The organism is Lwoffella lincolnii (genome assembly GCF_037201985.1).
GTDB lineage: Bacteria > Pseudomonadota > Gammaproteobacteria > Pseudomonadales > Moraxellaceae > Psychrobacter > Psychrobacter lincolnii.
This window is the reverse complement of the sequence record NZ_CP147511.1, coordinates 1,830,923-1,853,556: the sequence shown is the minus strand read 5'-3', so window position 1 is coordinate 1,853,556 and position 22,634 is coordinate 1,830,923. Positions and strand designations below refer to the sequence as shown.

Annotated in this window: 19 protein-coding genes, 2 tRNA genes and 3 rRNA genes; 19 read left to right on the top strand and 5 right to left on the bottom strand. The window is 42.1% G+C overall.

Annotated elements, in window-relative coordinates; genetic code table 11:
- Entirely contained in the window at nt 1–1,059 is a 1,059-nt protein-coding gene (locus tag WDM69_RS08390; RefSeq protein WP_338755309.1) for a peptidylprolyl isomerase, read from the bottom strand.
- Nucleotides 1,060–1,286: 227 nt separating this feature from the next.
- Here WDM69_RS08390 and WDM69_RS08385 point away from each other — a divergent pair, with 227 nt between their 5' ends.
- From WDM69_RS08385 to WDM69_RS08350, 8 genes are all read left to right on the top strand, one after another.
- Complete coding sequence (locus WDM69_RS08385; protein ID WP_143823338.1) at nt 1,287–1,709, top strand: hypothetical protein; 423 nt, start codon at nt 1,287–1,289, stop codon at nt 1,707–1,709.
- 414 nt (nt 1,710–2,123) lie between these two features.
- Nucleotides 2,124–2,429, top strand: coding sequence for a hypothetical protein (locus WDM69_RS08380; RefSeq protein WP_078308166.1), 306 nt, complete (start codon nt 2,124–2,126; stop codon nt 2,427–2,429).
- 211 nt (nt 2,430–2,640) lie between these two features.
- Nucleotides 2,641–3,027 (top strand): hypothetical protein, encoded by a 387-nt coding sequence (locus WDM69_RS08375; RefSeq protein ID WP_338755307.1) that lies wholly within the window; start codon nt 2,641–2,643, stop codon nt 3,025–3,027.
- 704 nt (nt 3,028–3,731) lie between these two features.
- Entirely contained in the window at nt 3,732–3,983 is a 252-nt protein-coding gene (locus WDM69_RS08370) for a hypothetical protein (protein WP_078308163.1), read from the top strand.
- Nucleotides 3,984–4,657: 674 nt separating this feature from the next.
- Nucleotides 4,658–5,143, top strand: coding sequence for an RNA-guided endonuclease TnpB family protein (locus tag WDM69_RS08365; protein WP_240494945.1), 486 nt, complete (start codon nt 4,658–4,660; stop codon nt 5,141–5,143).
- Complete coding sequence (locus WDM69_RS08360; RefSeq protein ID WP_240494944.1) at nt 5,136–5,495, top strand: RNA-guided endonuclease TnpB family protein; 360 nt, start codon at nt 5,136–5,138, stop codon at nt 5,493–5,495. Before WDM69_RS08365 ends, WDM69_RS08360 begins: the two co-directional genes overlap by 8 nt.
- Nucleotides 5,496–5,721: 226 nt before the next feature.
- Nucleotides 5,722–7,344, top strand: a complete 1,623-nt coding sequence (gene lnt, locus WDM69_RS08355; protein ID WP_338755306.1) for an apolipoprotein N-acyltransferase — start codon at nt 5,722–5,724, stop codon at nt 7,342–7,344.
- Nucleotides 7,345–7,434: 90 nt separating this feature from the next.
- Nucleotides 7,435–7,803: a hypothetical protein gene (locus WDM69_RS08350; RefSeq protein ID WP_338755305.1), complete on the top strand. Its 369-nt coding sequence runs from the start codon at nt 7,435–7,437 to the stop codon at nt 7,801–7,803.
- A 55-nt stretch (nt 7,804–7,858) separates the two neighbouring features.
- Here the strand turns inward: WDM69_RS08350 and lgt are convergent, their stop codons facing one another.
- Entirely contained in the window at nt 7,859–8,743 is an 885-nt protein-coding gene (gene lgt, locus WDM69_RS08345) for a prolipoprotein diacylglyceryl transferase (protein ID WP_338755304.1), read from the bottom strand.
- 156 nt (nt 8,744–8,899) lie between these two features.
- Nucleotides 8,900–9,430, bottom strand: coding sequence for an RNA pyrophosphohydrolase (locus WDM69_RS08340; RefSeq protein ID WP_078308156.1), 531 nt, complete (start codon nt 9,428–9,430; stop codon nt 8,900–8,902).
- A gap of 678 nt (nt 9,431–10,108) precedes the next feature.
- On the opposite strand from WDM69_RS08340, the gene WDM69_RS08335 reads away from it, so the two are divergent.
- The gene (locus tag WDM69_RS08335; protein ID WP_338755303.1) at nt 10,109–10,543 is read left to right on the top strand and encodes an OsmC family protein; all 435 of its coding nucleotides are present in this window, start codon (nt 10,109–10,111) and stop codon (nt 10,541–10,543) included.
- Nucleotides 10,540–10,959: an MAPEG family protein gene (locus WDM69_RS08330; protein WP_078308152.1), complete on the top strand. Its 420-nt coding sequence runs from the start codon at nt 10,540–10,542 to the stop codon at nt 10,957–10,959. The genes WDM69_RS08335 and WDM69_RS08330 overlap by 4 nt, the downstream gene beginning before the upstream one ends.
- On the opposite strand, the gene WDM69_RS08325 is transcribed toward WDM69_RS08330, so the two are convergent.
- Nucleotides 10,956–11,936 (bottom strand): tRNA dihydrouridine synthase, encoded by a 981-nt coding sequence (locus tag WDM69_RS08325; protein ID WP_338755302.1) that lies wholly within the window; start codon nt 11,934–11,936, stop codon nt 10,956–10,958. The two genes, WDM69_RS08330 and WDM69_RS08325, sit on opposite strands and share 4 nt — an antisense overlap.
- Before the next feature lie 179 nt (nt 11,937–12,115).
- Here WDM69_RS08325 and WDM69_RS08320 point away from each other — a divergent pair, with 179 nt between their 5' ends.
- Entirely contained in the window at nt 12,116–12,844 is a 729-nt protein-coding gene (locus tag WDM69_RS08320) for a hypothetical protein (protein WP_338755301.1), read from the top strand.
- Here WDM69_RS08320 and upp read toward each other — a convergent pair whose 3' ends face one another.
- Nucleotides 12,845–13,480, bottom strand: a complete 636-nt coding sequence (gene upp, locus WDM69_RS08315) for a uracil phosphoribosyltransferase (protein WP_338755300.1) — start codon at nt 13,478–13,480, stop codon at nt 12,845–12,847.
- A 213-nt stretch (nt 13,481–13,693) separates the two neighbouring features.
- On the opposite strand from upp, the gene WDM69_RS08310 reads away from it, so the two are divergent.
- From WDM69_RS08310 to WDM69_RS08275, 8 genes are all read left to right on the top strand, one after another.
- Nucleotides 13,694–14,332, top strand: a complete 639-nt coding sequence (locus WDM69_RS08310; protein ID WP_078308172.1) for a DNA glycosylase — start codon at nt 13,694–13,696, stop codon at nt 14,330–14,332.
- 68 nt (nt 14,333–14,400) lie between these two features.
- The gene (menA, locus tag WDM69_RS08305; RefSeq protein WP_338755299.1) at nt 14,401–15,324 is read left to right on the top strand and encodes a 1,4-dihydroxy-2-naphthoate octaprenyltransferase; all 924 of its coding nucleotides are present in this window, start codon (nt 14,401–14,403) and stop codon (nt 15,322–15,324) included.
- Nucleotides 15,325–15,957: 633 nt separating this feature from the next.
- Nucleotides 15,958–17,488, top strand: a 16S ribosomal RNA gene (locus WDM69_RS08300).
- Nucleotides 17,489–17,617: 129 nt separating this feature from the next.
- A tRNA-Ile gene (locus tag WDM69_RS08295) sits at nt 17,618–17,694 on the top strand.
- A gap of 5 nt (nt 17,695–17,699) precedes the next feature.
- Nucleotides 17,700–17,775, top strand: a tRNA-Ala gene (locus WDM69_RS08290).
- Nucleotides 17,776–18,038: 263 nt separating this feature from the next.
- Nucleotides 18,039–21,200, top strand: a 23S ribosomal RNA gene (locus WDM69_RS08285).
- A 126-nt stretch (nt 21,201–21,326) separates the two neighbouring features.
- Nucleotides 21,327–21,440 (top strand): 5S ribosomal RNA (gene rrf / locus WDM69_RS08280).
- The 16S, 23S and 5S rRNA genes sit together here with 2 tRNA genes alongside, the layout of an rRNA operon.
- Before the next feature lie 115 nt (nt 21,441–21,555).
- Nucleotides 21,556–22,632: a 5'-nucleotidase gene (locus WDM69_RS08275; protein ID WP_078308397.1), complete on the top strand. Its 1,077-nt coding sequence runs from the start codon at nt 21,556–21,558 to the stop codon at nt 22,630–22,632.
- Nucleotides 22,633–22,634: the final 2 nt, after the last annotated feature.

Genomic DNA, 22,634 nt, shown 5'->3' with positions numbered 1-22,634 from the left:
TCAGCCTCGATAAACATTTTCTTCAGACATCTGTAGCTCAATGCCATCAATGTCTGCTTGCTTGCTTAACGCAAATAAATAATCAATTAAAGCATGATGAAAGGACTGTTGCATCAGCTGGTTGGCTATCATGGGCTTGGCTTGTTCATAGCTTAAAGCGATGCCCTCTTTTTTGGTCAGTATCTCAACGATGTGTATGCCATAGCGAGTTTCAATGGGATTGACAGACACCCCAATGGGTAAGGCAAAAACCACTTGTTCAAATTCAGCAACGGTTTGCCCTTTAATTATCTCTCCTAAATTACCCCCTTCCTCTTTTGATGGGCAAAATGAATGCCTGCGAGCCAGCTCAATAAAATCAGCATCACGATTATCACTGTGCTGTAATTGTTTGATGATGTCTAAGGCTTGTTTTTTAAGCTCAATTCGCTCTTCACCAGCATCATAAGGGGCAGCCAATAAGATATGGCGAGCGGTGATAAAAGGAGGCGTCACATAACGCTCAGGATTGCTGTCATATAATTGTCGGCAAGCATCTTCATTGGGAATGGTGGGCTGAACATGTTTATCAATCAACGCACTAATGGCAAGTTCTTCATCTTTTTGCCATGCTTGCTGTCCTAATTTATCATCTGCCAGCACGGCTTGATGCAAAAGCTCCCTGATGACCAAGGCTTGAGCGGATTGATATAAAGCTTCTTCTTGGCTATTGGCAGGGTGATATTGTACTTCTTGGGCAATGGCAGTGGGGTCAATCGTGATGCCATTGACGGTGATATGGGGAATTTGTTGACGGCTAGAGGCGATAAGATTTTTGGGACGCTTCATCTCTGCCAATGCTTCATCAATCAACTCTTTATCGCTGTGCGGGCGTTTTAAATCATCAGATGTTGGCATGATGCGAATGTCATCATCATAAATACTGCCATCATGTTGATGATGGTCGTGATGTTGATGCTTGCCACCACAACCACATGTGCCACCACCACAACCACTTGATGGGTCTTTTGTGTTTGGGGTGTTGGTTGGTTGTTGTGGATTAAAGGTTAAAACGGTCATGTCTTTTTCCAATTTTAGGATTTAAAGCCATTATTGATTGAAAAATCATGATTTACCATACTGCTTTAGGACTATACAATCAACAACACAATGACCATTCACTTTCAATCTGCCCCATGGCATAGGGGGCGGTTGCTCCTATTTATGCCCTTGGTGTTTTTGCACTAGGTAGGTGTGGTACTGGTACTTTTATTGGCACAATAAGTTCTATTAGAGGTGCGTCTACCATGTTAAATGGCATGCGCACTGTTGCTATGGGTACAGCTGGTGGTATTAGTGGTTACGCAAGTGCGACCAGTAAAATATCAATATTAGCTAATTTTTCCCACCAGATTAAAAGAGCATTATCAAATCTACTGGTAATTTGTGAGTTTACTATGTTATTAGCATATATTATAGCAACCCTAGCATTATTTATTGGGTGGATAAAAAATATCTCTATTATTGCAACCAAACCATGGATTGAAAGATGTTTTTTCTTAACATCAACTGTATTATTGATTTGGTGTTCTCTAAGAGTTGTCAATCAAACAAATCACCTTAGTGATAATTTGGCTTTTATGTATTTGGCTTATTATTTTGGATATTTATTGTTGCTTAGCGTGATTTTTTATAATTTGGTGAATTTCTTATCAAAAAAGTTGAGATAATATTCAATGGGCATGTGTCATTAAATTTTATACTGATGTCATCATCATACAAATTTGTGCGATTTTAATCAGGATAATAATAAAAAAAGTGTGGTGATTATTGCATAATTTTAGCATTACTTCTCTTATGTTTTAGCATGACTTTCAAATCTTAATATGAATACAAAAAGTCAGATTGTCAGATAATAATAAGAAAAATAAATGGAACAGAAAACAAAGGTCATATTTTTTTATGGTAGTCGCTACCATAGGTAAATCCTAAATAGATATAATTTCTTTAAAAATATTTGGGGTGTATCATGTTTTTTGAAATAAAGCCTTTTAATGGTATAGAAAAACATTCTTTTTACTTGTCGGGTCATTATTTATCAAAAGACACCCAAAAAAATAATATTATTGGGCTGGGCTTGGGAATTGAGTGATTGTCATACTGTCATTGATGGCAAAACACTTGATGATAATTTACCAAAAAAACAGCTAAAAAAAATTTATATAGACATACAGGTTGGAAAAACCACTGCTAAATATCAAAGGTGTTTAAATAAAAATGGGGAATTATTTTTGCATGATGTTTTTGATAAAGTTGGTGGTTTTAAATTTTCTATTTACAAAGAAGATTATGGGTCATCTGATTTTATAAAAAAAATAAACATAAGAGATTTAAAAGCTGGTCTGATAATAAATACAGACATTACATTTTTAGTGGTAAATAAAATTTAGTGGCAATTTTTTAATCAATTTGCTAATGGTCAATAAAAGAAAAAAATCCTATGAAAAAACTCTCAATCCTAGCACTTAGTGCTACTGTCGCCATAACCCCTGCCTTTGCAGAGACTGATGTTAATCATCACACACCAAAAACAGAATTATCTACCCAATAAGCGGATTTGTCTTTTGCTTTTAATGACAAAAATCCCAAAAGGTATTTATTATGTCATTTTGTTTTATGATACAATCTAAAAATGACATGGTGAAATATGTAAAAGACTATTTTACTGCCAATTTTGATACAAGAAAAAGATTTCATGTTGATTATTATTGTTATGATAATATTTATGTGTTTTCTTATGGTTTTAGTGGTATTTTAGTAGAAGGAGAAGATAAGAAAGGAGAAAATAAGAATAATTGCGTCAGTTTTTTTCTGTCAGATATTGCTGTTGGCATATTTCAATTACTGATAAAAAATCATATTGGATTTAACTTTGCTTTTGTTAATCTAAGGCACAAAGAAGATGAAGAAATGATTTTTAGAGATATTATTAAAAACCCAAAAGTCAAATATAAATTAAATGCTCCTTATTGTATTATAGAGAGATGATTGTACTGCATAATATGATAAGGTTTTTAAAAAATACAGTAAAATAAAGTATTGGTTATTTTATGAAAGGTGTGGTAGCTACTACTACTGGTTCTGCAACGTTAGGTTGTGCAGGGTGTAAATAAAACATTGTTTTAACCTATGAAGAAGTAAGGTGATTTATTTTTATAAATAATCGCCTTGTTTTTATTTTTTAAGTAGATGCTTTATTCCTGATGTACTTCTTGCTTATATTTTATGTATAATTAGCCTAATTGTTGGTTGGCTAAAATTTTTGCCAAAAATAATGAAACAAAAGAGTGCATAAACAAAATAGTGCATATAATTTCACTTTTTCTAATGATTATGAGTTATTTTTCTTATATAAATTTTATAGAAAATGTACCTGATAGCTTGGTATGAAAATACATCATATTCTTTATAATGTATATTACATTAGTATCTTTCGTTATGTATCTTATTGTTAATCGATTTAAGCAAACAGATGAAAATTCTTAAAAAGTATTAAAAATAGTTGTCGCAATATTATGAGATTTAAGCATCTACTTCCAATTTTGACGACGCTATCACTTCAAGCCCATGCCGACCTGCCATTAACCGTTGGTGATTTGTTGGTGGAGTAAGAGATATTTATCCAAATATTAGGTAGTAAAATCAAGACAAAAGATAATTGACAGGCACGGTTATTATCATTATCATCAACAATGATAACCAAATTATCTACCAAACAAGCGGATTTGTCTTTTGCTTTTGATGATGTAGAAAATTTACAAGCGGTTGCCATGACTGATGGGCAGATGCAAGAGACACAGGGTGCGTTTTTCCCCATAGGTGTTGGCTTGGCTATTGCTGGTAGATTTGCCACCAACCAATTAGTCAAACACTACATTGGTAGTGCAGGCATTGCTTACGGAACTTACTCTTTTGGAAAATCTCAAAGTGCGGAAGGCAAATAACACGAAAGGCAAATAATAATTTCTTGCCAATTTTATTTATGAGAAAAGTTCAAGCCACTTTCCACGTGGGATGGTTTGAGCTTTGCAAAAAAACAAAGCAAAAACAAAGCATTATGGTTAAATACATTATGAAAAAATGCCCCAATTGCCATAAAAAATGTATTGATTTCCTAGAATATTCTAGCAAATGCCCTTGTTGCAAAGAAACCATACAAACGCCAGTATTTTTTTCTGCATATCTAATGATTGTCCTGATGATTGTTATGTCTGTTGGCATATATATAAATAGCTATTTTTTGATGACATTTGCTTTTTTAATGATTGTCATCTATAAACTATTTTCCTATCAAATAGATTTACTATTATTTCCATTGGTGGTTAAAAATGAATAACGAATGGCATTTTATGTATCCAAAATATATTTGTTTACTTTATTGGTTCTAATACTGCTCCCATCAGCCCATGCCGACCTGCCATTAACCGTTAATGATTTGTTGGCGGATAAAATCAGTTTTAACTCATCCTGCATAATTCTCCACCCATAATCTTTGATTTAGGTGGAGATGTAAGCACAGGCGACCTAAGCAGGGCGTTCTTGTTTTTCGATATATTGTCTAAATTGACACTAAATAAAAATCCTAAATCATACCCATATTTCAATCAGCTAACAAGCCATGCTCAAAGCCCACAAATACCGAATTTATCCAAACAGTGAACAAGCCTTGCTAATCAAAAAGCATTTTGGCTGTAGTCGGTTTGTATTCAACTGGGCGTTGGCATTGCAACAACGCTACTATGCCATGTTTGGCAAGTCGTTATCACGCAGTAAAATCCAAAGCCAGTTGGTTAAGAAAAAGAAAACAGGCAAGTTTGCATGGCTAAACGAAGTTAATAGCCAATCGTTACTTAATGCCCTGCTCAATGTACATACCGCTTTTACCAATTTCTTCAAAAGTCGTGCCAAGTTTCCACGCTTTAAATCTAAAAAAATCCCACAGCGAAGTTATCAATGCCCTCAGCACTGCACAGCAAACTTTGAACAAGGCATCATCAACCTACCCAAAATCAAAGGCATCAAAACCGTATTTAGCCGTGAATTTGTTGGCAATATCAAAACAGTTACCATCTCTAAGACAGCCACAAGCAAATACCATGCATAAACTGATTTGCGAAAACCAAGCTACCAGTTATGCACTTGAAGATTTAGGTGTAAAAAACATGGTAAAGAACCATAAACTTGCCAAAGCGATTCATGATGTCGGTTGGGGGCAGTTTGTTACCCTACTTACTTACAAGGCGAATTGGTATGGTAAGAATATCCTAAAGGTAAATCGGTTCTTTGCCAGTAGTAAAATTTGTTCGCATTGTCATTACAAATTAGACAGTCTGCCGTTGTCAGTCAGAAATTGGGCATGTCCTAGCTGTCAAGCAAAACATGACCGTGATGCCAATGCAGCAAGCAATATACGCCATCAAGCGTTAGCTGATGCACTAGGACTTAGTGTTGTATAAAGAGTTCCCCCAGTATAATACTTATCAGCGTAAGTATACTGGCGAAAGGTAACAACTCAATCTAAGTTGAGGTTGTTATGGGTCGCAAAGATTCTCACGCCTACCGCTGGATTTGGTGGTGGGAGTGTGTCAAAAAACCCAACCAATCAATGGGGTGAGTTTTTCATGTAAAGTTGCTGACAAATTGTTATCATAGACGAATTTTATGTCATCGTCCGAGCCAACCATGCGTTTATCCACCCAATCGTTACAACAACGCCTAAATCAACAAAACAGTCATCAACAAGCTCAGCGGTTGCCCTTTGTGCTAAGTTTACTGGTCGCTTTATTATCAGGGGCGATGTTTAGCTTGTCGCTAGCCCCTTATGGGATTTGGATAATCGCCATCATCTCTCCTGCCATTTTGTATGCCCAAATTCGCTCAAGTACCAACTCAAAACAAGCGTTTGTCATCAGTCAGGTTTATGGTACAAGCTATTGGTGTGTGGGGGCGTTCTGGCTTTATACGTCCATTCATACCTATGGTGATGTTCCTGTGGTATGGGCATTGCTGGCAATTTTTGCCATGGGGTTGGGCATGGGGCTGTTTCATGGCATTTTGGCTTGGCTGTTTCATCGTTTTATGGGCAGACAGCCATTTGCTTTTGCTGCCCTTTGGGTCATTCAAGAATGGCTAAAAACATGGCTGTTCACAGGTTTTCCATGGTTGTTTGTTGGTTATGCGTTCACTGAACAGTATTGGCTGTCGTCCATTGCTCCTGTGTTTGGGGTGTTGGCGGTGTCGTTCGTTGCGGTGCTGTTGGCGGCAAGCCTTGTGGAAGTCGCCTACCGACGAGCAGGATATTTGCTTATCACCAGTGTCATCATGACAGCACCGCTGGCATTATGGCTTATTAACCCACAATGGACCAAGCCAAAAGACACAGCACCGCTAACGGTATCCCTGATTCAGGGCAATATTCCGCAAGATTTAAAATGGCTTAGAGAATACCAACTTAAGACGCTTGAGATTTATGCCAAGCTTACTCGTGATGAATGGAAGCAAGATGTGGTGGTCTGGCCAGAGTCTTCCATTCCCATGTTTCAAACCGAAGCATGGGGCTTTATCAGTGAAATGGCAAAAATTGCCAAAGAGAATAACACCACTTGGATAACAGGCATTCCTTATAAAGATGATGCTGCCTATGACCCTGCCATTCATCCATACCCACCGTTTTATAACAGCGTCATCGTATTGGGGTCTCAAGCAGGCATTGGTACTGACACAGAGGCTGGGCAATTATACAAAAAACAACGCCTTGTGCCATTTGGTGAATACATTCCCTTTCAAGGCATGCTCAACTTGTTCCCCAATTTGGCAGGCATGCAAAATTTGATGAGCTATAGCCGTGGTTCTGCTAAGCAAGCCCCACTTGGTGTGCGTGGACGCAACATGGGCGTGGCAATTTGTTATGAAGTTGCCTACCCTGACACCACCCGCAAAAACGCCATTGGCAGTGATTTTTTATTGACAATTTCTAATGATGCGTGGTTTGGTACGTCGGCTGGGCCATTACAGCATTTGCAAATGGTACAAATGCGATCGCTGGAAACGGGACGTTGGTTTGTGCGAGCCACCAACACGGGTGTGACTGCCATCATTGATGACAAAGGACGCATCATAAAGCAAGCTCCTCAGTTTGAACGCACTGTACTCAGAGGTGAGGTGCAAGCTTACACAGGACAAACACCATTTGTCCGCTTTGGGCATTATCCCATACTGGTATTGACGTTTTTATTAAGCTTGCTTAGCTATTTGGCTGGGCGAGCGAACAGGCAAACCAAAACCATAAAAAAATCAAGGTTTTAATCTGTCGGCTGTTTTGATGCAGAAGATTTTGTTATATAATAACCCCATCATGTTGTATATTTTTCATCACTTATTTAAAGGGACAACACCATGGCAGATACACACCACGAGGTTGCCAACAACCCAATCAAAGAAATCAGCTATGCACTCATCGGTACGTTGCTATTTTTAGCCATGGTTTTGTGGATTGCCATTGCTGCTTATATGCGACCAGCAGGCGACCATCACACCGCTGAGACCTTAGCCACAACTGACGTGGCAACTGAACTGGCTGAGACCACCCCCAGTGATGTGGCATCAGATGTTGCGGTGGCTGACCGCCACGAAGTGAATACTGATGCCAGTGCTCAGTTAGATAACGCCACCATCGTCGATGAATCTGACAGCATAAACAACGACGCTCCCGCTGATGCCACTGCCACCACCGAAGCACCCATCGCAGAGCCTACCGCTCAGTAGTCGTGGTTATTTGGTCACATAAAAAAGCCAATGGCATGCCATTGGCTTTATTGCGTTAATAATGCTTCCCACCCCAATCATACATATGACGTTGATACGCTAGTAATAATAACACCAATCCTGCCACAATCATCGGTAATGTCAGCATCTGCCCCTTAGTAACCCAACCCAATAGGATAAATCCTTGGTCAGCATCAGGCTGACGATAAAACTCAATGACAAAACGAGCAAAACCATAGCCTAATAAGAACATCGCTGATACCGCCATACGTGGGCGAGGTTTGGCAGAAAACCACCAAAGTAGGATAAATAACAAAAACCCCTCAGCAAACGCCTCATATAACTGTGATGGATGACGGGGCAGTAAATCCATGCCGTTTATCTGATATGCCAGCTCACGCAAGTTTGGATTAGACTGTAACAGTTGGGCATCAAAATGCACCGCCTGTGGAAAATACATCAAACAACGATAACTGCCATCAGACACCCGACCCCACAACTCACCATTGATAAAATTACCCAATCGACCGAATAATAACCCTGTTGGCACACAAGGGGCAATAAAATCTAACACTTCAAAGGTGGTCTTTTTGTATTTGTGGGCAAAAAATATCATGGCCAGTATCACCCCAATAAGACCACCATGAAAGGACATACCACCTTCCCAAACTCGGAACAAATAACCAGGGTTGGCAAACAGCTTATCCAATTGATAAAACAGCACATAACCAATACGGCCACCCAGTATCACTCCCAATGCCCCATAAAATACCAAATCAGACACCATATCCGTGTTCCAATCTAATCGCTTGGTTGTCCGATGCCATGCCAGCCCATAAGCGGCTGCAAACGCCAATAAATACATCAGCCCATACCAATGCACTTGCACAGGACCCAATGCCAACGCCACAGGGTCAAATTGAGGGTGTAAACTTGCCATAATTTTAATCACCAATAAAAAATTACCGCTATCATAACAAACTTTTTACCTAGAAAAAGCCCACAAATTCACAAAACCATTCACAAAACAAAAAAAACGAACCACCCCAAGGCGGTTCGTTCAATTCGTTCAATCACAATAACCAAAAACAACGAACTAAGCAATCAAATGATTGTCCAAAATACGTCTGGGTAATTGCAACTGTAATTCATCTTTCAATGGCAACTCACGAGCAAGTTGTTGCAATGCTCGACGATACACCCCACGTTTAAAATGTACCACCTGATTTAAAGGATACCAATAACTTACCCATTCCCAATGGTCAAACTCAGGCTTGCTGGTATCAAAACGAATATGTTTTGTGTTTGGCTCATCTAGCTGAAGCAAAAACCACTTTTGTTTTTGCCCAATACACAGCGGATAATTACCATGTCGGATATAGCGTTTTGGCAAACGATAACGCAACCAATTCTCCGTTACCGCAAGCAACTTCACATGGCAAGGACAAAGACCAACCTCCTCCCATAACTCACGATACATCGCATCTGTTGGCGTTTCACCATGGTCAATCCCCCCTTGAGGGAACTGCCACGAATTATGACCGACACGTTTTGTCCACAGAACTTGTCCTTGTGTATTGGCCAAGATGATACCGACATTGGCACGAAAGCCATCTGTATCAATCATGACGATTACCTATACATTATAAAATAAAAAAGATTCATTATAAAAATCCCATTTTGCCCATTAATCACCAAAAACAGCAAATAACAAACAAAATGCGTAACAATGACACTATTAAACCAAGAAACGCCCCAAAAGTGAAACAGTATTTTGCGATAAAATGTTTCACAAAAAACCAAAACAAAATCAAGCCCTTAATCACCCTAACTTTTTTGGATTTTTTGTGGCTTATCCTGCCATACGCTCCCATACGCTACTATCTCATCGCCCCCAGCCAAGTCCGCCACACCCTAGCCAACGGCTCGATACCGCTTCTGTCAAGGCCATGTCACCATCGCTCCCAAACTCTGCTATAATCCAAACTCAATAACCATTTCGAAAATCTAAACTAAATAACCCCCAACACATTGAAGACAATCAATGAGTTGCAACCGCCATTGTGCATGATTTAATATTAGTTACTCGTAACACCAAAGACATTGAGCATACAGGCGTAAAATACATCAGTCAGTTCTTATCCCTTTCCCAAAAATTTCCATGGCTTGCTCAAACTTGCTTGCTGCACTATTTGCACTATCTTCGCTTGCTTTTCTCGCCATAAGAAATCCTTGGGTTTGGTATTAAATCAACACACGTTGTAAAATCTAATAACTCAAACATTCACTAAATATAGGATTCCCCATGGCCAACACAACCCAAGCTAATCTGCCCCTAAACGCCCAAATTGAGTGGCAAGACAACGTCCATTTCATTGGCACTGCCCCATCAGGACAAACTGTTCATATTGACGCAGACAAGCAATATGGAGCAAGCCCAATGGAGCTGATATTACTTGGTTTAGGTGGTTGTGCCAGCTATGATGTGGTCACTATCCTAAAAAAATCTCGTCAAAACGTCACTGATGTGCGTTGTCAGCTATCTGCCAGACGAGCCGATGACGTACCTGCTGTTTATACCGACATTCATCTACATTTTATCATTACAGGCACAGACATCAAAGACAACCAAGTTGAGCGAGCCGTAACCCTATCGGCAGATAAATACTGCTCTGCCAGTCGCATGTTGGCAGATGGTGGGGTCAACATCACTCACAGTTATGAGGTTGCCCCAGCATGATATTAGATGTCATCATTCCAAACAGCACAACCACCGCCATCTACGCCATGATGACGGCGTGTTTTCTGCCATTTGTTTTTGCCATTGTTGCCAAGGCATTGGGCGGATTTACGCCCAAAGACAACGCCAACCCACGCATATTTTTAGCAAACACCACAGGAATGGCCTCTCGTGCCAATGCTGTTCAGGTCAACAGCTTTGAAAGTTTGCCCATGTTTTTGGCGGCGGTTATTTTAGCGATGTTATTTTTTGTGCCACAGCAAGTTGTGAATAATTTTGCATGGATGTATGTGGTGATACGCATCGCCTATGGCATGGCATATGTGTTCAATTTGGCGTTGTTTCGTTCCATTTTATGGGCATTATCGATGGTTTGTATTATGATGTTATTTTATGTGTCAATGCGAATGCTCTAGCACTTTTGTGAATGCTCTAGCACTTTAATGATGGATTCTTTATCAGATAGGCGTCGTATGTGTTGCCATAATTGCACCGCTTCATTGTAGCCTTTAGTTAGCATGCCCAACCATTGTTTATAACGCCCAATCAGCCCCTTTTCATTTTTGCTATCATCGGTCAAAAATGCCAACTGATAAGGCAACAACGCCGCCCAGCTTAAAGTGAATGGATGGCTTGGATTATCCACGCAAGCGATCAAATCTGGGCGAGTTACTGCCCCACGCCCCAGCATCAGATGACAAGTTTTGGCTTGTGTCATACATGATTTGGCATCACTTGCCGTCCAGATGTCGCCATTGGCAATCACAGGCATGGGTAGGTCAGTAAAATGGGCGATTTTGTCCCAATAAGCAGGGGGCTTGTAGCCTTGCGACTTAGTGCGAGCATGAATGGTTAGCCAATTGGCCCCACTGTCAGCAATGGCTTGGCGAATGTCATTCATATTATCCCAATTTTCATAACCCAAACGGATTTTAACAGACACGCCAATGTGACTTGGTACTTGTTTACGAACTTGACTGATGATTTTTTGCATCAAGGTTGGGTCATTAAGTAACACCGAGCCACCACGGTGGTTATTGACTGTTTTGGCAGGGCAACCAAAGTTTAAATCGATTGCCAACGCCCCAAGCTGACAGGCTTTAACAGCATTTTGTGCCATCAGTATGGGGTCACTACCGAGCAGTTGGATATGAATGGGTGTGCCTGATGCTGTGCAACTGTTATTATGTAGCTCAGGAACAAATTTATAAAACACCTGTTCAGGCAACACATGATGGGTCACACGAATAAACTCACTGACTGACCAGTCGTAAGGTCGCCCCAAATCATTGGCAATTTGGGTCAAAATTTTGCGCATCAAGGGGTCGGTCAAGCCTTCCATTGGGGCAAGTAAGCGGACTGGGTGATTATTTTTTGTGTCAAAATATTTCATATTTTTCATTATTTAAAACAGTGATTTGCGATTATTTAACAGTTATGTTGAAGCTGCCAGTTATGTTTAAACTGATGTTTAAATTTTATTTAAGAACTTCTGTTTAAATCAGTTAAGATGATGTGATATAAAAGACGATGATTTAAAAAAACCATGATGACAAAACTAAGACAACCACCATGATGCCTTTATTTTACATTATCCATCAAAGCTTTATTCAATCATTTTTGCGAACACTGGGCGTTACCAGTGATGTTGCTGACACCACAAAAATCCAAAAGGCGACTTTTGATGCTTTAGATGAACAGCTTTATCCCATCGAGCTGTCAGGGCAATGTTTTGCCAATGCTAAGACCTTGTTATTGGCAATATTACAAAACGATTTATCCATATCTGCCAACGAGTTTGCCAAGCATTTGGCTAAGCAATCTGTTTATCAAAGCTGGATAAATTTCACTGTCTATGGTCGCTATGTTGAGCGTAGTTTTCAAGCATTTTATCAACAAGATAAAGACGACTTTAATATGGAGATGTCTGGGTTGTTGTTACATGAGCTAAAACATCACGCTCGCTATCTGCCCAAAGGTCAGGTGTTGTTTGCCAGTGGCTTTAGTCAAAAACAGCTTGACCGTTTGGCTGGTGAACATCGGTTGCTCAATGTTACCGTCAATCCTGCTTTTGCTGTTGCACAAGCTGATGGCGACACATCGACAGTTAAGGTCATCAATATGTTTTGTGTTGCAAGCACTGGGGTGTTGGCAGTTGCCATAAAACCCAGACAACTGACCAACCAAAGACACCGCAATGAGCTTTTGATAGTAGATTTCAAACAATTACGACTACAGCAAGAGCAACGGCTGACAACAACGAACGGTGAGTATGTGGTTAAGTTTTATCAAATAAGTTAGCTATTGTGATTGCTTTGTGCCAAAAATTTTATCACCTGCATCGCCAAGACCAGGAATGATATAACCTTGCTCATTTAAATGACTGTCTAAAGCTGCGGTAAAAATTTGCACATCAGGGTGAGCGTTATTTACCGCTTGCACCCCTTCAGGGGCTGCCACCAGCACAATGGCAGTGATTTTTTTACAGCCATGTTTTTTAAGCATGTCAATGGTTGCCACCATTGAGCCACCTGTTGCCAACATTGGGTCAATGATTAGGGCAGGGCGTTTGTCCATGTCGTTAACAAATTTTTCAAAAAATGGCACAGGCTCAAGCGTTTCTTCATCTCGTTGTAGCCCAACCACAGAGATTTTAGCCGTTGGGATAAGGTCAAGCACCCCATCTAACATACCAAGACCTGCACGTAATATTGGCACAACGGTTACGGTCTTGCCACAGATTTGTTCCCCTGTGATGTCTCCACACCAACCTTGCATATTAAAGCTTTCAATATTAAAATCTCGACTGGCTTCATATGCCATGAGCCGTGCCAACTCTTTGGTAAGGGTACGAAACTTATAAGTGCTACAGTCTTTTTCACGCATTAGGCTTAATTTATGACGCACAAGTGGGTGGTCAATGATGTGTATTTGCATGGTCGGTCTCTTGATGGTCTGTCTCTTGATGGTCTGTCTTTTGAATGTGATGCCGATACGCAAGTAAATATCATATCGGCAAGCAAAGAAAATTTTGCACGATTATTTTGCACTATAATAACAAACCGCTTACCATAAATGGATAATTTGCATGACTTTAATGTATCAATTTTTCAGAAATATTCACACATCAATCACTCAAACCACAACACCATGACTGACTTAACCAATAAACCCATAGAACAACACCCTTTTGCACCTGTATTGCCTGCCAATGCTGACATTATGATGATGGGGACGTTCCCACCCACACAAGACAAATGGGCAATGCCGTTTCATTACCCCAACTTTTATAATGACATGTGGCGTATCTATGGGGCGGTGTTTTTTGATGACGTTGATTATTTTCGTGATGGCGAACAAAATCGCTTTGACCACAAACGAATTATTAAGTTTATGCACGTTCACAACATTGCGTCTTGTCCCACTGTCCGCTCTGCCATACGTGAAGAAGGCAATGCTGCTGACAAGCATTTGACTGTGGTAGAATCAGTCAACTTAGCCGATATACTGACCCAAGTGCCGAAAGTACAACATATTTTTACCACAGGTGGCAAAGCAACTGAAATTTTATTGGGGTTGTTACCAAAAGACAAACAGCTGCCCAAGTCCAAACACCCCAAAACCAATCAACACATGACCTATCCAATCACCGACAGCACAGGCAAACAGCGATTATTAACTTTGCACCGCTTACCGTCCACGTCACGGGCATATCCACTGGCTTTTGCCAAAAAAGTCTTGGCATATCAGCAATTTTTTATTTCCGTGGGCAAGTTGCCATCAGCTTAGGGACACATTTTTATCATAAAAGCACACTCTCATCATAAAATACATTCTAGCTGTCAAAACACATTCAAATGATAAAACACTGGATACAACTCGCCCGACCACGCACCTTCCCATTAGCCGTTGCCAGCATCATCTGTGGCACGAGCATGGCATATGCCCAGCTTGAGCGATTTACCGTCAAGCAATGGGGCATATTTGCCCTAACCTTATTTGTCGCCTTAAACCTACAGATTTTATCCAACATGGCGAATGATAATGGTGATGGCACTAAAGGCACTGACACCCACCGTGATACCACCAGTCCGCAGAGACTGACCGCTAATGGTCATATTTCTATCACCAGCCTAAAACGAGTCATCATCATTTGGGCGTTATTTACCTTTGGCTGTGGAATGGGATTACTATGGTTGGGATTTGATGACCTGACAGATTTTTTATGGTTTTTGGCATTTGGCATATCCGACATTATCGCCGCCATGGCATACACCATGGGTAAACGACCTTACGGCTACCGAGCCATGGGTGAAGTGGCGGTATTGATTTTCTTTGGTTGGATGGGCGTGTTGGGCAGTGCCTATCTACAGCTTAGAGAAATACGGTTATCCATGTGGCTACCAGCGACAGGGTGCGGTCTATTATGTGCTTGTGTGCTTTATATTAATAACATGCGAGACCGCCCCAATGACCAACAAGCAGGCAAAATCACCCTTGCCGTTTTGCTTGGTTTAGAGCGTATGTATCACGGCTATGTTGCGTTAGTTACCATTGCCTGCCATGTCTTATATGCCCTTATGCAACAACGGCTGACAGCGTGGCTATGGCTGTTGGCCATACCATGGGTGATTAGGCATATCCAAGCCATTAAAGCCAGCAAACACAAGCCCAACAGATACCTAGCAATCGGTCAAGAACTCAAACCCATTATCTTTATCACCCTACTGATTAACCTGCTATTTGCCATCAGCCAGGCTCAAAAAACAGAATTTTTTTAAAAACCCCCTTGACACCATCTCACAACCCTATATAATACCTCGCACTTAAAGCAACAAGCCAAAGGTCAAGCAGACCGAAAGCGGAAGCAACAACTTAAGCAACAACTTAAGTTAAGAAACGAAAAAAGGTAAAAAACTTTAATCAACCAAACTTCAAGTTAAAGTTAAACATAAAGTCAAACATCAACTTAAAGTCAAAAAATTAAAGCAAAAAACCTTAAAAAAAAGCTTGACAGAAAATCAAACCATGATAAACTGGTCAGCTCACAATGACAAAACGTATCAAACTGATATTGATAGTTGCTAACAACAAACAGCAACCAAACAAAACAACATTGTAATAAAAAAGCAAAACAACAAGCGACGCTAATTATATTAACAACATAATATAGTAAAGCGAAGCAAGCAAGTCTAGTGGACGACACAGACAGAACTATATAACAACGAACCAAGAAACAACTTGTGTGGATTTTTACTGACAAAAAAATGGCTTTTAAAGAAACAGTCTTAAGCAAAGCTAACTTAAGCAAAAGCTTAAGGCGAAAGAAACAAATCATTCGAATCAGTAAATGACCAAGTTAATTCAAACAAATGAACAAACGAAGCGAATTTGCTAGTAAGAATGAGTCGATTAAACTGAAGAGTTTGATCATGGCTCAGATTGAACGCTGGCGGCAGGCTTAACACATGCAAGTCGAACGAAGAGGTCTAGCTTGCTAGACTGATTAGTGGCGAACGGGTGAGTAACATTTAGGAATCTACCTTATAGAGGGGGATAGCTCGGGGAAACTCGAATTAATACCGCATACGACCTAAGGGTGAAAGGGGGGCTTTATAGCTCTCGCTATAAGATGAGCCTAAACCAGATTAGCTAGTTGGTGGGGTAAAGGCCTACCAAGGCGACGATCTGTAGCTGGTCTGAGAGGATGATCAGCCACACTGGGACTGAGACACGGCCCAGACTCCTACGGGAGGCAGCAGTGGGGAATATTGGACAATGGGCGAAAGCCTGATCCAGCCATGCCGCGTGTGTGAAGAAGGCCTTATGGTTGTAAAGCACTTTAAGTGGGGAGGAAAAGCTTATGGATAACACCCATAGGTTCTGACGTTACCCACAGAATAAGCACCGGCTAACTCTGTGCCAGCAGCCGCGGTAATACAGAGGGTGCGAGCGTTAATCGGAATTACTGGGCGTAAAGCGAGCGTAGGTGGTTTATTAAGTCAGATGTGAAATCCCTGGGCTTAACCTAGGAACTGCATCTGATACTGATAAACTAGAGTAGGTGAGAGGAAAGTAGAATTCCAGGTGTAGCGGTGAAATGCGTAGAGATCTGGAGGAATACCGATGGCGAAGGCAGCTTTCTGGCATCATACTGACACTGAGGTTCGAAAGCGTGGGTAGCAAACAGGATTAGATACCCTGGTAGTCCACGCTGTAAACGATGTCTACCAGTCGTTGGGTCTTTTAAAGGCTTAGTGACGCAGTTAACGCGATAAGTAGACCGCCTGGGGAGTACGGCCGCAAGGTTAAAACTCAAATGAATTGACGGGGGCCCGCACAAGCGGTGGAGCATGTGGTTTAATTCGATGCAACGCGAAGAACCTTACCTGGTCTTGACATAGTGAGAATCTTGCAGAGATGCGAGAGTGCCTTTGGGAATTCACATACAGGTGCTGCATGGCTGTCGTCAGCTCGTGTCGTGAGATGTTGGGTTAAGTCCCGCAACGAGCGCAACCCTTTTCCTTAGTTACCAGCGACTTGGTCGGGGACTTTAAGGACACTGCCAGTGACAAACTGGAGGAAGGCGGGGACGACGTCAAGTCATCATGGCCCTTACGACCAGGGCTACACACGTGCTACAATGGTAGGTACAGAGGGCAGCTACACGGCGACGTGATGCCAATCTCAAAAAGCCTATCTTAGTCCAGATTGGAGTCTGCAACTCGACTCCATGAAGTCGGAATCGCTAGTAATCGCGGATCAGAATGCCGCGGTGAATACGTTCCCGGGCCTTGTACACACCGCCCGTCACACCATGGGAGTTGATTGCACCAGAAGTGGTTAGCCTAACTTAGGAGGGCGATCACCACGGTGTGGTTAATGACTGGGGTGAAGTCGTAACAAGGTAGCCGTAGGGGAACCTGCGGCTGGATCACCTCCTTAACGAAGCATTTAGGTAAGTAAAAATCCACAACAAGTTGTTTTTTGGTTAAAAGATTAAGTTAAAAAAAGAGCATAAGCATTTTTTAAGTTCAGACCAAAAATTGCGATGCAATTTTTTAACGGCTTTCGGGGTCTATAGCTCAGCTGGTTAGAGCACCGTGTTGATAACGCGGGGGTCATAAGTTCAAATCTTATTAGACCCACCATTTATGGGGCCATAGCTCAGTTGGTAGAGCGCCTGCCTTGCACGCAGGAGGTCAGGAGTTCGACTCTCCTTGGCTCCACCAGGCAAGCGAACAAAAACAAAGCATACATAAGCAATTTAAATAAGATTTCTTATTTATGCTTTCACAAAATAAACTGACGAAGTTTATCACTTACTATTTAACAACATAGAAATGAGTCTGGGTTAATAAATTAACCAACGTAATTTATTAACCATGGTGATTGTACCCAATACAATCACCTAAAGTAAAGAGAACTGAATCAAGCGTAAACACAGGTAAAATCGTTACTACAATTACCCAAACAAGACTAATTAGGATTGTATGGTCAAGTAATGAAGTGCACATGGTGGATGCCTTGGCAGTCAGAGGCGAAGAAAGACGTGACAGCCTGCGATAAGCGTCGGTGAGGTGGCAATATCCTGTGACCCGGCGATTTCTGAATGGGGAAACCCAACCAACACAAGTTGGTTATTACACAATTTACTGTGTAAGGCAAACCGGGAGAAGTGAAACATCTCAGTACCCCGAGGAAAAGACATCAAAAGAGATTCCCCAAGTAGCGGCGAGCGAACGGGGAGGAGCCGATCAATTTTACAGTAGCAAAATGGCGTGGGAAAGCCAACCATAGTAGGTGATAGTCCTGTATGCGAAACTGTTTAAGCGACACATTAAGTAGGGCGGAACACGAGAAATTCTGTCTGAAGATGGGGGGACCATCCTCCAAGGCTAAATACTCCTGACTGACCGATAGTGAACCAGTACCGTGAGGGAAAGGCGAAAAGAACCCCTGTTAGGGGAGTGAAATAGAACCTAAAACCGTGTGCATACAAGCAGTCGGAGCCCGACCACTTAATCGTTTTGAGGATAACAATGAATTTTTACTACGTCTATGTCATACAAAACATGGATAATCATGATGAGTTTTATGTTGGTTTTACCACCAATTTAAAACAAAGAATTGATGACCATAACAATGGCACAACTTACTCAACCAGAGCAAGAACATGGCGTATTGTTTATTGTGAAGCCTACATTAACGAACAAGTAGCAAGAAAGCGAGAACGAACCATAAAAAATAATGGTCGTATGAGAACTTTCTTGATGAATCGTGTCAAATCACAATTTGACAATCAGAACGATTAAGTGGTCGGGTGACGGCGTACCTTTTGTATAATGGGTCAGCGACTTATATTCTGTAGCAAGGTTAACCGAATAGGGGAGCCGTAGGGAAACCGAGTCTTAAAAGGGCGAATGAGTTGCAGGGTATAGACCCGAAACCGAGTGATCTATCCATGAGCAGGTTGAAAGTGCCGTAACAGGCATCGGAGGACCGAACCCACTGTCGTTGAAAAGCCAGGGGATGACTTGTGGATAGGGGTGAAAGGCTAATCAAACTCGGTGATAGCTGGTTCTCCCCGAAAGCTATTTAGGTAGCGCCTCGGACGAACACCATTGGGGGTAGAGCACTGTTTCGGCTAGGGGGTCACACCGACTTACCAAACCGAGGCAAACTGACGAATACCGATGAGTGATATCCGGGAGACACACGGCGGGTGCTAACGTCCGTCGTGGAAAGGGAAACAACCCAGACCGCCAGCTAAGGCCCCAAATTCCTAGTTAAGTGGGAAACGAGGTGGGAAGGCACAGACAGCTAGGAGGTTGGCTTAGAAGCAGCCACCCTTTAAAGAAAGCGTAATAGCTCACTAGTCGAGTCGGCCTGCGCGGAAGATGTAACGGGGCTCAAACTAGGAGCCGAAGCTGCGGATTTAATTGTTTCAATTAAGTGGTAGGGGAGCGTTGTGTAAGCCTGAGAAGGTGCACTGTAAGGTGTGCTGGAGGTATCACAAGAGCGAATGCTGACGTGAGTAACGACAAAACGGGTGAAAAGCCCGTTCGCCGGAAGACCAAGGGTTCCAGTCCAACGTTAATCGGGGCTGGGTGAGTCGACCCCTAAGGCGAGGCCGAAAGGCGTAGTCGATGGGAAATCGGTTAATATTCCGATACTTGTTTATGATGTGATGGAGGGACGGAGAAGGTTATGCCAGCCTGGCGATGGTAGTCCAGGTGGAAGGATGTAGGTAGGTTTGGTAGGCAAATCCGCCAAACTAATACTGAGATCTGATAGCAAGCGGTACATGTACCGTGAAGTGGCAAATACCCTGCTTCCAGGAAAAGCTTCTAAACGATGGTCATAAACGAATCGTACCCGAAACCGACACAGGTGGTCAGGTAGAGAATACCAAGGCGCTTGAGAGAACTCTGCTGAAGGAACTAGGCAAAATGGTACCGTAACTTCGGGAGAAGGTACGCTGCCGATGGTGATAAGACTTGCTCTTTGAGCTGTTGGCAGTCGCAGATACCAGGTGGCTGCAACTGTTTATTAAAAACACAGCACTCTGCAAACACGAAAGTGGACGTATAGGGTGTGATGCCTGCCCGGTGCTGGAAGGTTAAATGATGGGGTTAGCGTAAGCGAAGCTCTTGATTGAAGCCCCAGTAAACGGCGGCCGTAACTATAACGGTCCTAAGGTAGCGAAATTCCTTGTCGGGTAAGTTCCGACCTGCACGAATGGCATAATGATGGCCACGCTGTCTCCAGCAGAGACTCAGTGAAATCGAAATCGCAGTGAAGATGCTGTGTACCCGCGGCTAGACGGAAAGACCCCGTGAACCTTTACTACAGCTTTACATTGAACTTTGACCTGACTTGTGCAGGATAGGTGGGAGGCTATGAAGCAGATACGCCAGTATTTGTGGAGTCAACCTTGAAATACCACCCTGGTCATGTTGGGGTTCTAACTTAGATATTCACAATATCGAGGACAATGTATGGTGGGTAGTTTGACTGGGGCGGTCTCCTCCTAAAGAGTAACGGAGGAGTACGAAGGTGCGCTCAGAACGGTCGGAAATCGTTCAAAGAGTATAAAGGCAAAAGCGCGCTTAACTGCGAGACCCACAAGTCGAGCAGGTACGAAAGTAGGTCTTAGTGATCCGGTGGTTCTGTATGGAAGGGCCATCGCTCAACGGATAAAAGGTACTCTGGGGATAACAGGCTGATACCGCCCAAGAGTTCATATCGACGGCGGTGTTTGGCACCTCGATGTCGGCTCATCTCATCCTGGGGCTGAAGCAGGTCCCAAGGGTATGGCTGTTCGCCATTTAAAGAGGTACGCGAGCTGGGTTTAGAACGTCGTGAGACAGTTCGGTCCCTATCTACCGTGGGCGTTGGAAATTTGAGAGGATCTGCTCCTAGTACGAGAGGACCAGAGTGGACGAACCTCTGGTGTTTCGGTTGTCACGCCAGTGGCATTGCCGAGTAGCTATGTTCGGATGGGATAACCGCTGAAAGCATCTAAGCGGGAAGCCCACCTCAAGATGAGATTTCCCTAAAGAGCCGTTGTAGACGACGACGTTGATAGGTTGGGTGTGGAAGTGTAGTGATACATGTAGCTAACCAATACTAATTGCTCGTTTGGCTTGACCATACAATGCCTAATTGGTTTTATAGGGTAATGTGGTTGATGTTGATTTTACCTGTGGTTTTATGGCTTTGATTTGTCCTTTTTATCAGATTCATTTCTATTATCCTGTGTTTGCAGGATTCCCCCTTTGCTGACGACAATGGCAAGATGGTACCACCTGATCCCTTCTCGAACTCAGTAGTGAAACGTCTTAGCGCCGATGGTAGTGTGGTTTAACCATGTGAGAGTAGGTCATCGTCAGCTCCCTTTATATACCCCCCCTTCAATAGAAGGGGGGTGTTTTTTTTGGGGTTATTTAAGGGGTATTTTGGTGGTAGAATGGCAATTCAATAACCTCCCAAATGCTGGAGCATAAAACATGGCAGTGGATTTTTCTAATACTTTAATTGTGGCGATTTCGGCGACGGCATTGTTTGATTTGAGTGAATCGGAACGATATTTTAGCCAACTGCTTCAAAAAGACCCCAAAAATGCCTTACAACAGTTTCATGATTATATGATTGCCAATGAAAGTGTACCATTGACAGCAGGGGTGGGTTATCCGCTGATTAAGGCTCTTTTAAAGCTTAATGAATATGATGATGGTAAAGATTACCATGATGAGTCGCCATTGGTAGAGGTGGTGATTGTGTCAAAATCTAGCCCTGATACGGGTGTGCAGGTATTAAATTCTTTGCGGTCGCATGGGTTAAACATCACTCGTTCAGCGTTTATCTCAGGTGAGCCTGTGGTCAAATACATTGCTGATTTTAAGGTGGATTTGTTTTTGACCACCAATTTGGACGATGCCCAAATGGTCACTGATGCCAGTGTGTGTGCTTGTGCTTTGCTTGATGCCACCCCTGTTAATGCCTTTGAGTTGGATAGCAATCAGTTACGTATTGCCTTTGATGGTGATGCGGTGCTGTTTGATGGGGCTGGGGAATTGATGTATCAACAACAGGGTTTAAAGGCGTTTCATGATTATGAAGATAAGATGAGCGACTCGCCGATGGAAAAAGGTCCTTATGCTGATTTTTTGATTAAGCTGTCTAAGTTGCAACAGCGATTGCCCATTACTCAAGACAAACACCCTGTACAGATTGCTTTGGTAACCGCTCGGAATGCTCCTGCTGATTTGCGTGCGATTAAGACGTTAAGGGCTTGGGGGGTGACGGTAGACATGGCGTTTTTTTTGGGTGGATTGGACAAAACCCATGTGTTAAAAACCTTTGCCCCGCATATCTTTTTTGATGATTCGATTAGGCACATTGAGCGTGCAAGGGGATTTGTGCCATCGGGGTTAGTGCCTTATCGCTCCAATTCAGGATTAAACACAAGATTAAATGCAGTGCATCAGTTGACAAAGTGTGATCAGTTTGGGCATAAGTTTTCTAAAACAAAAACATCACCCACCAAGATACTGACAAATGTAAAGCCATCAAAAAATAAGTAAAT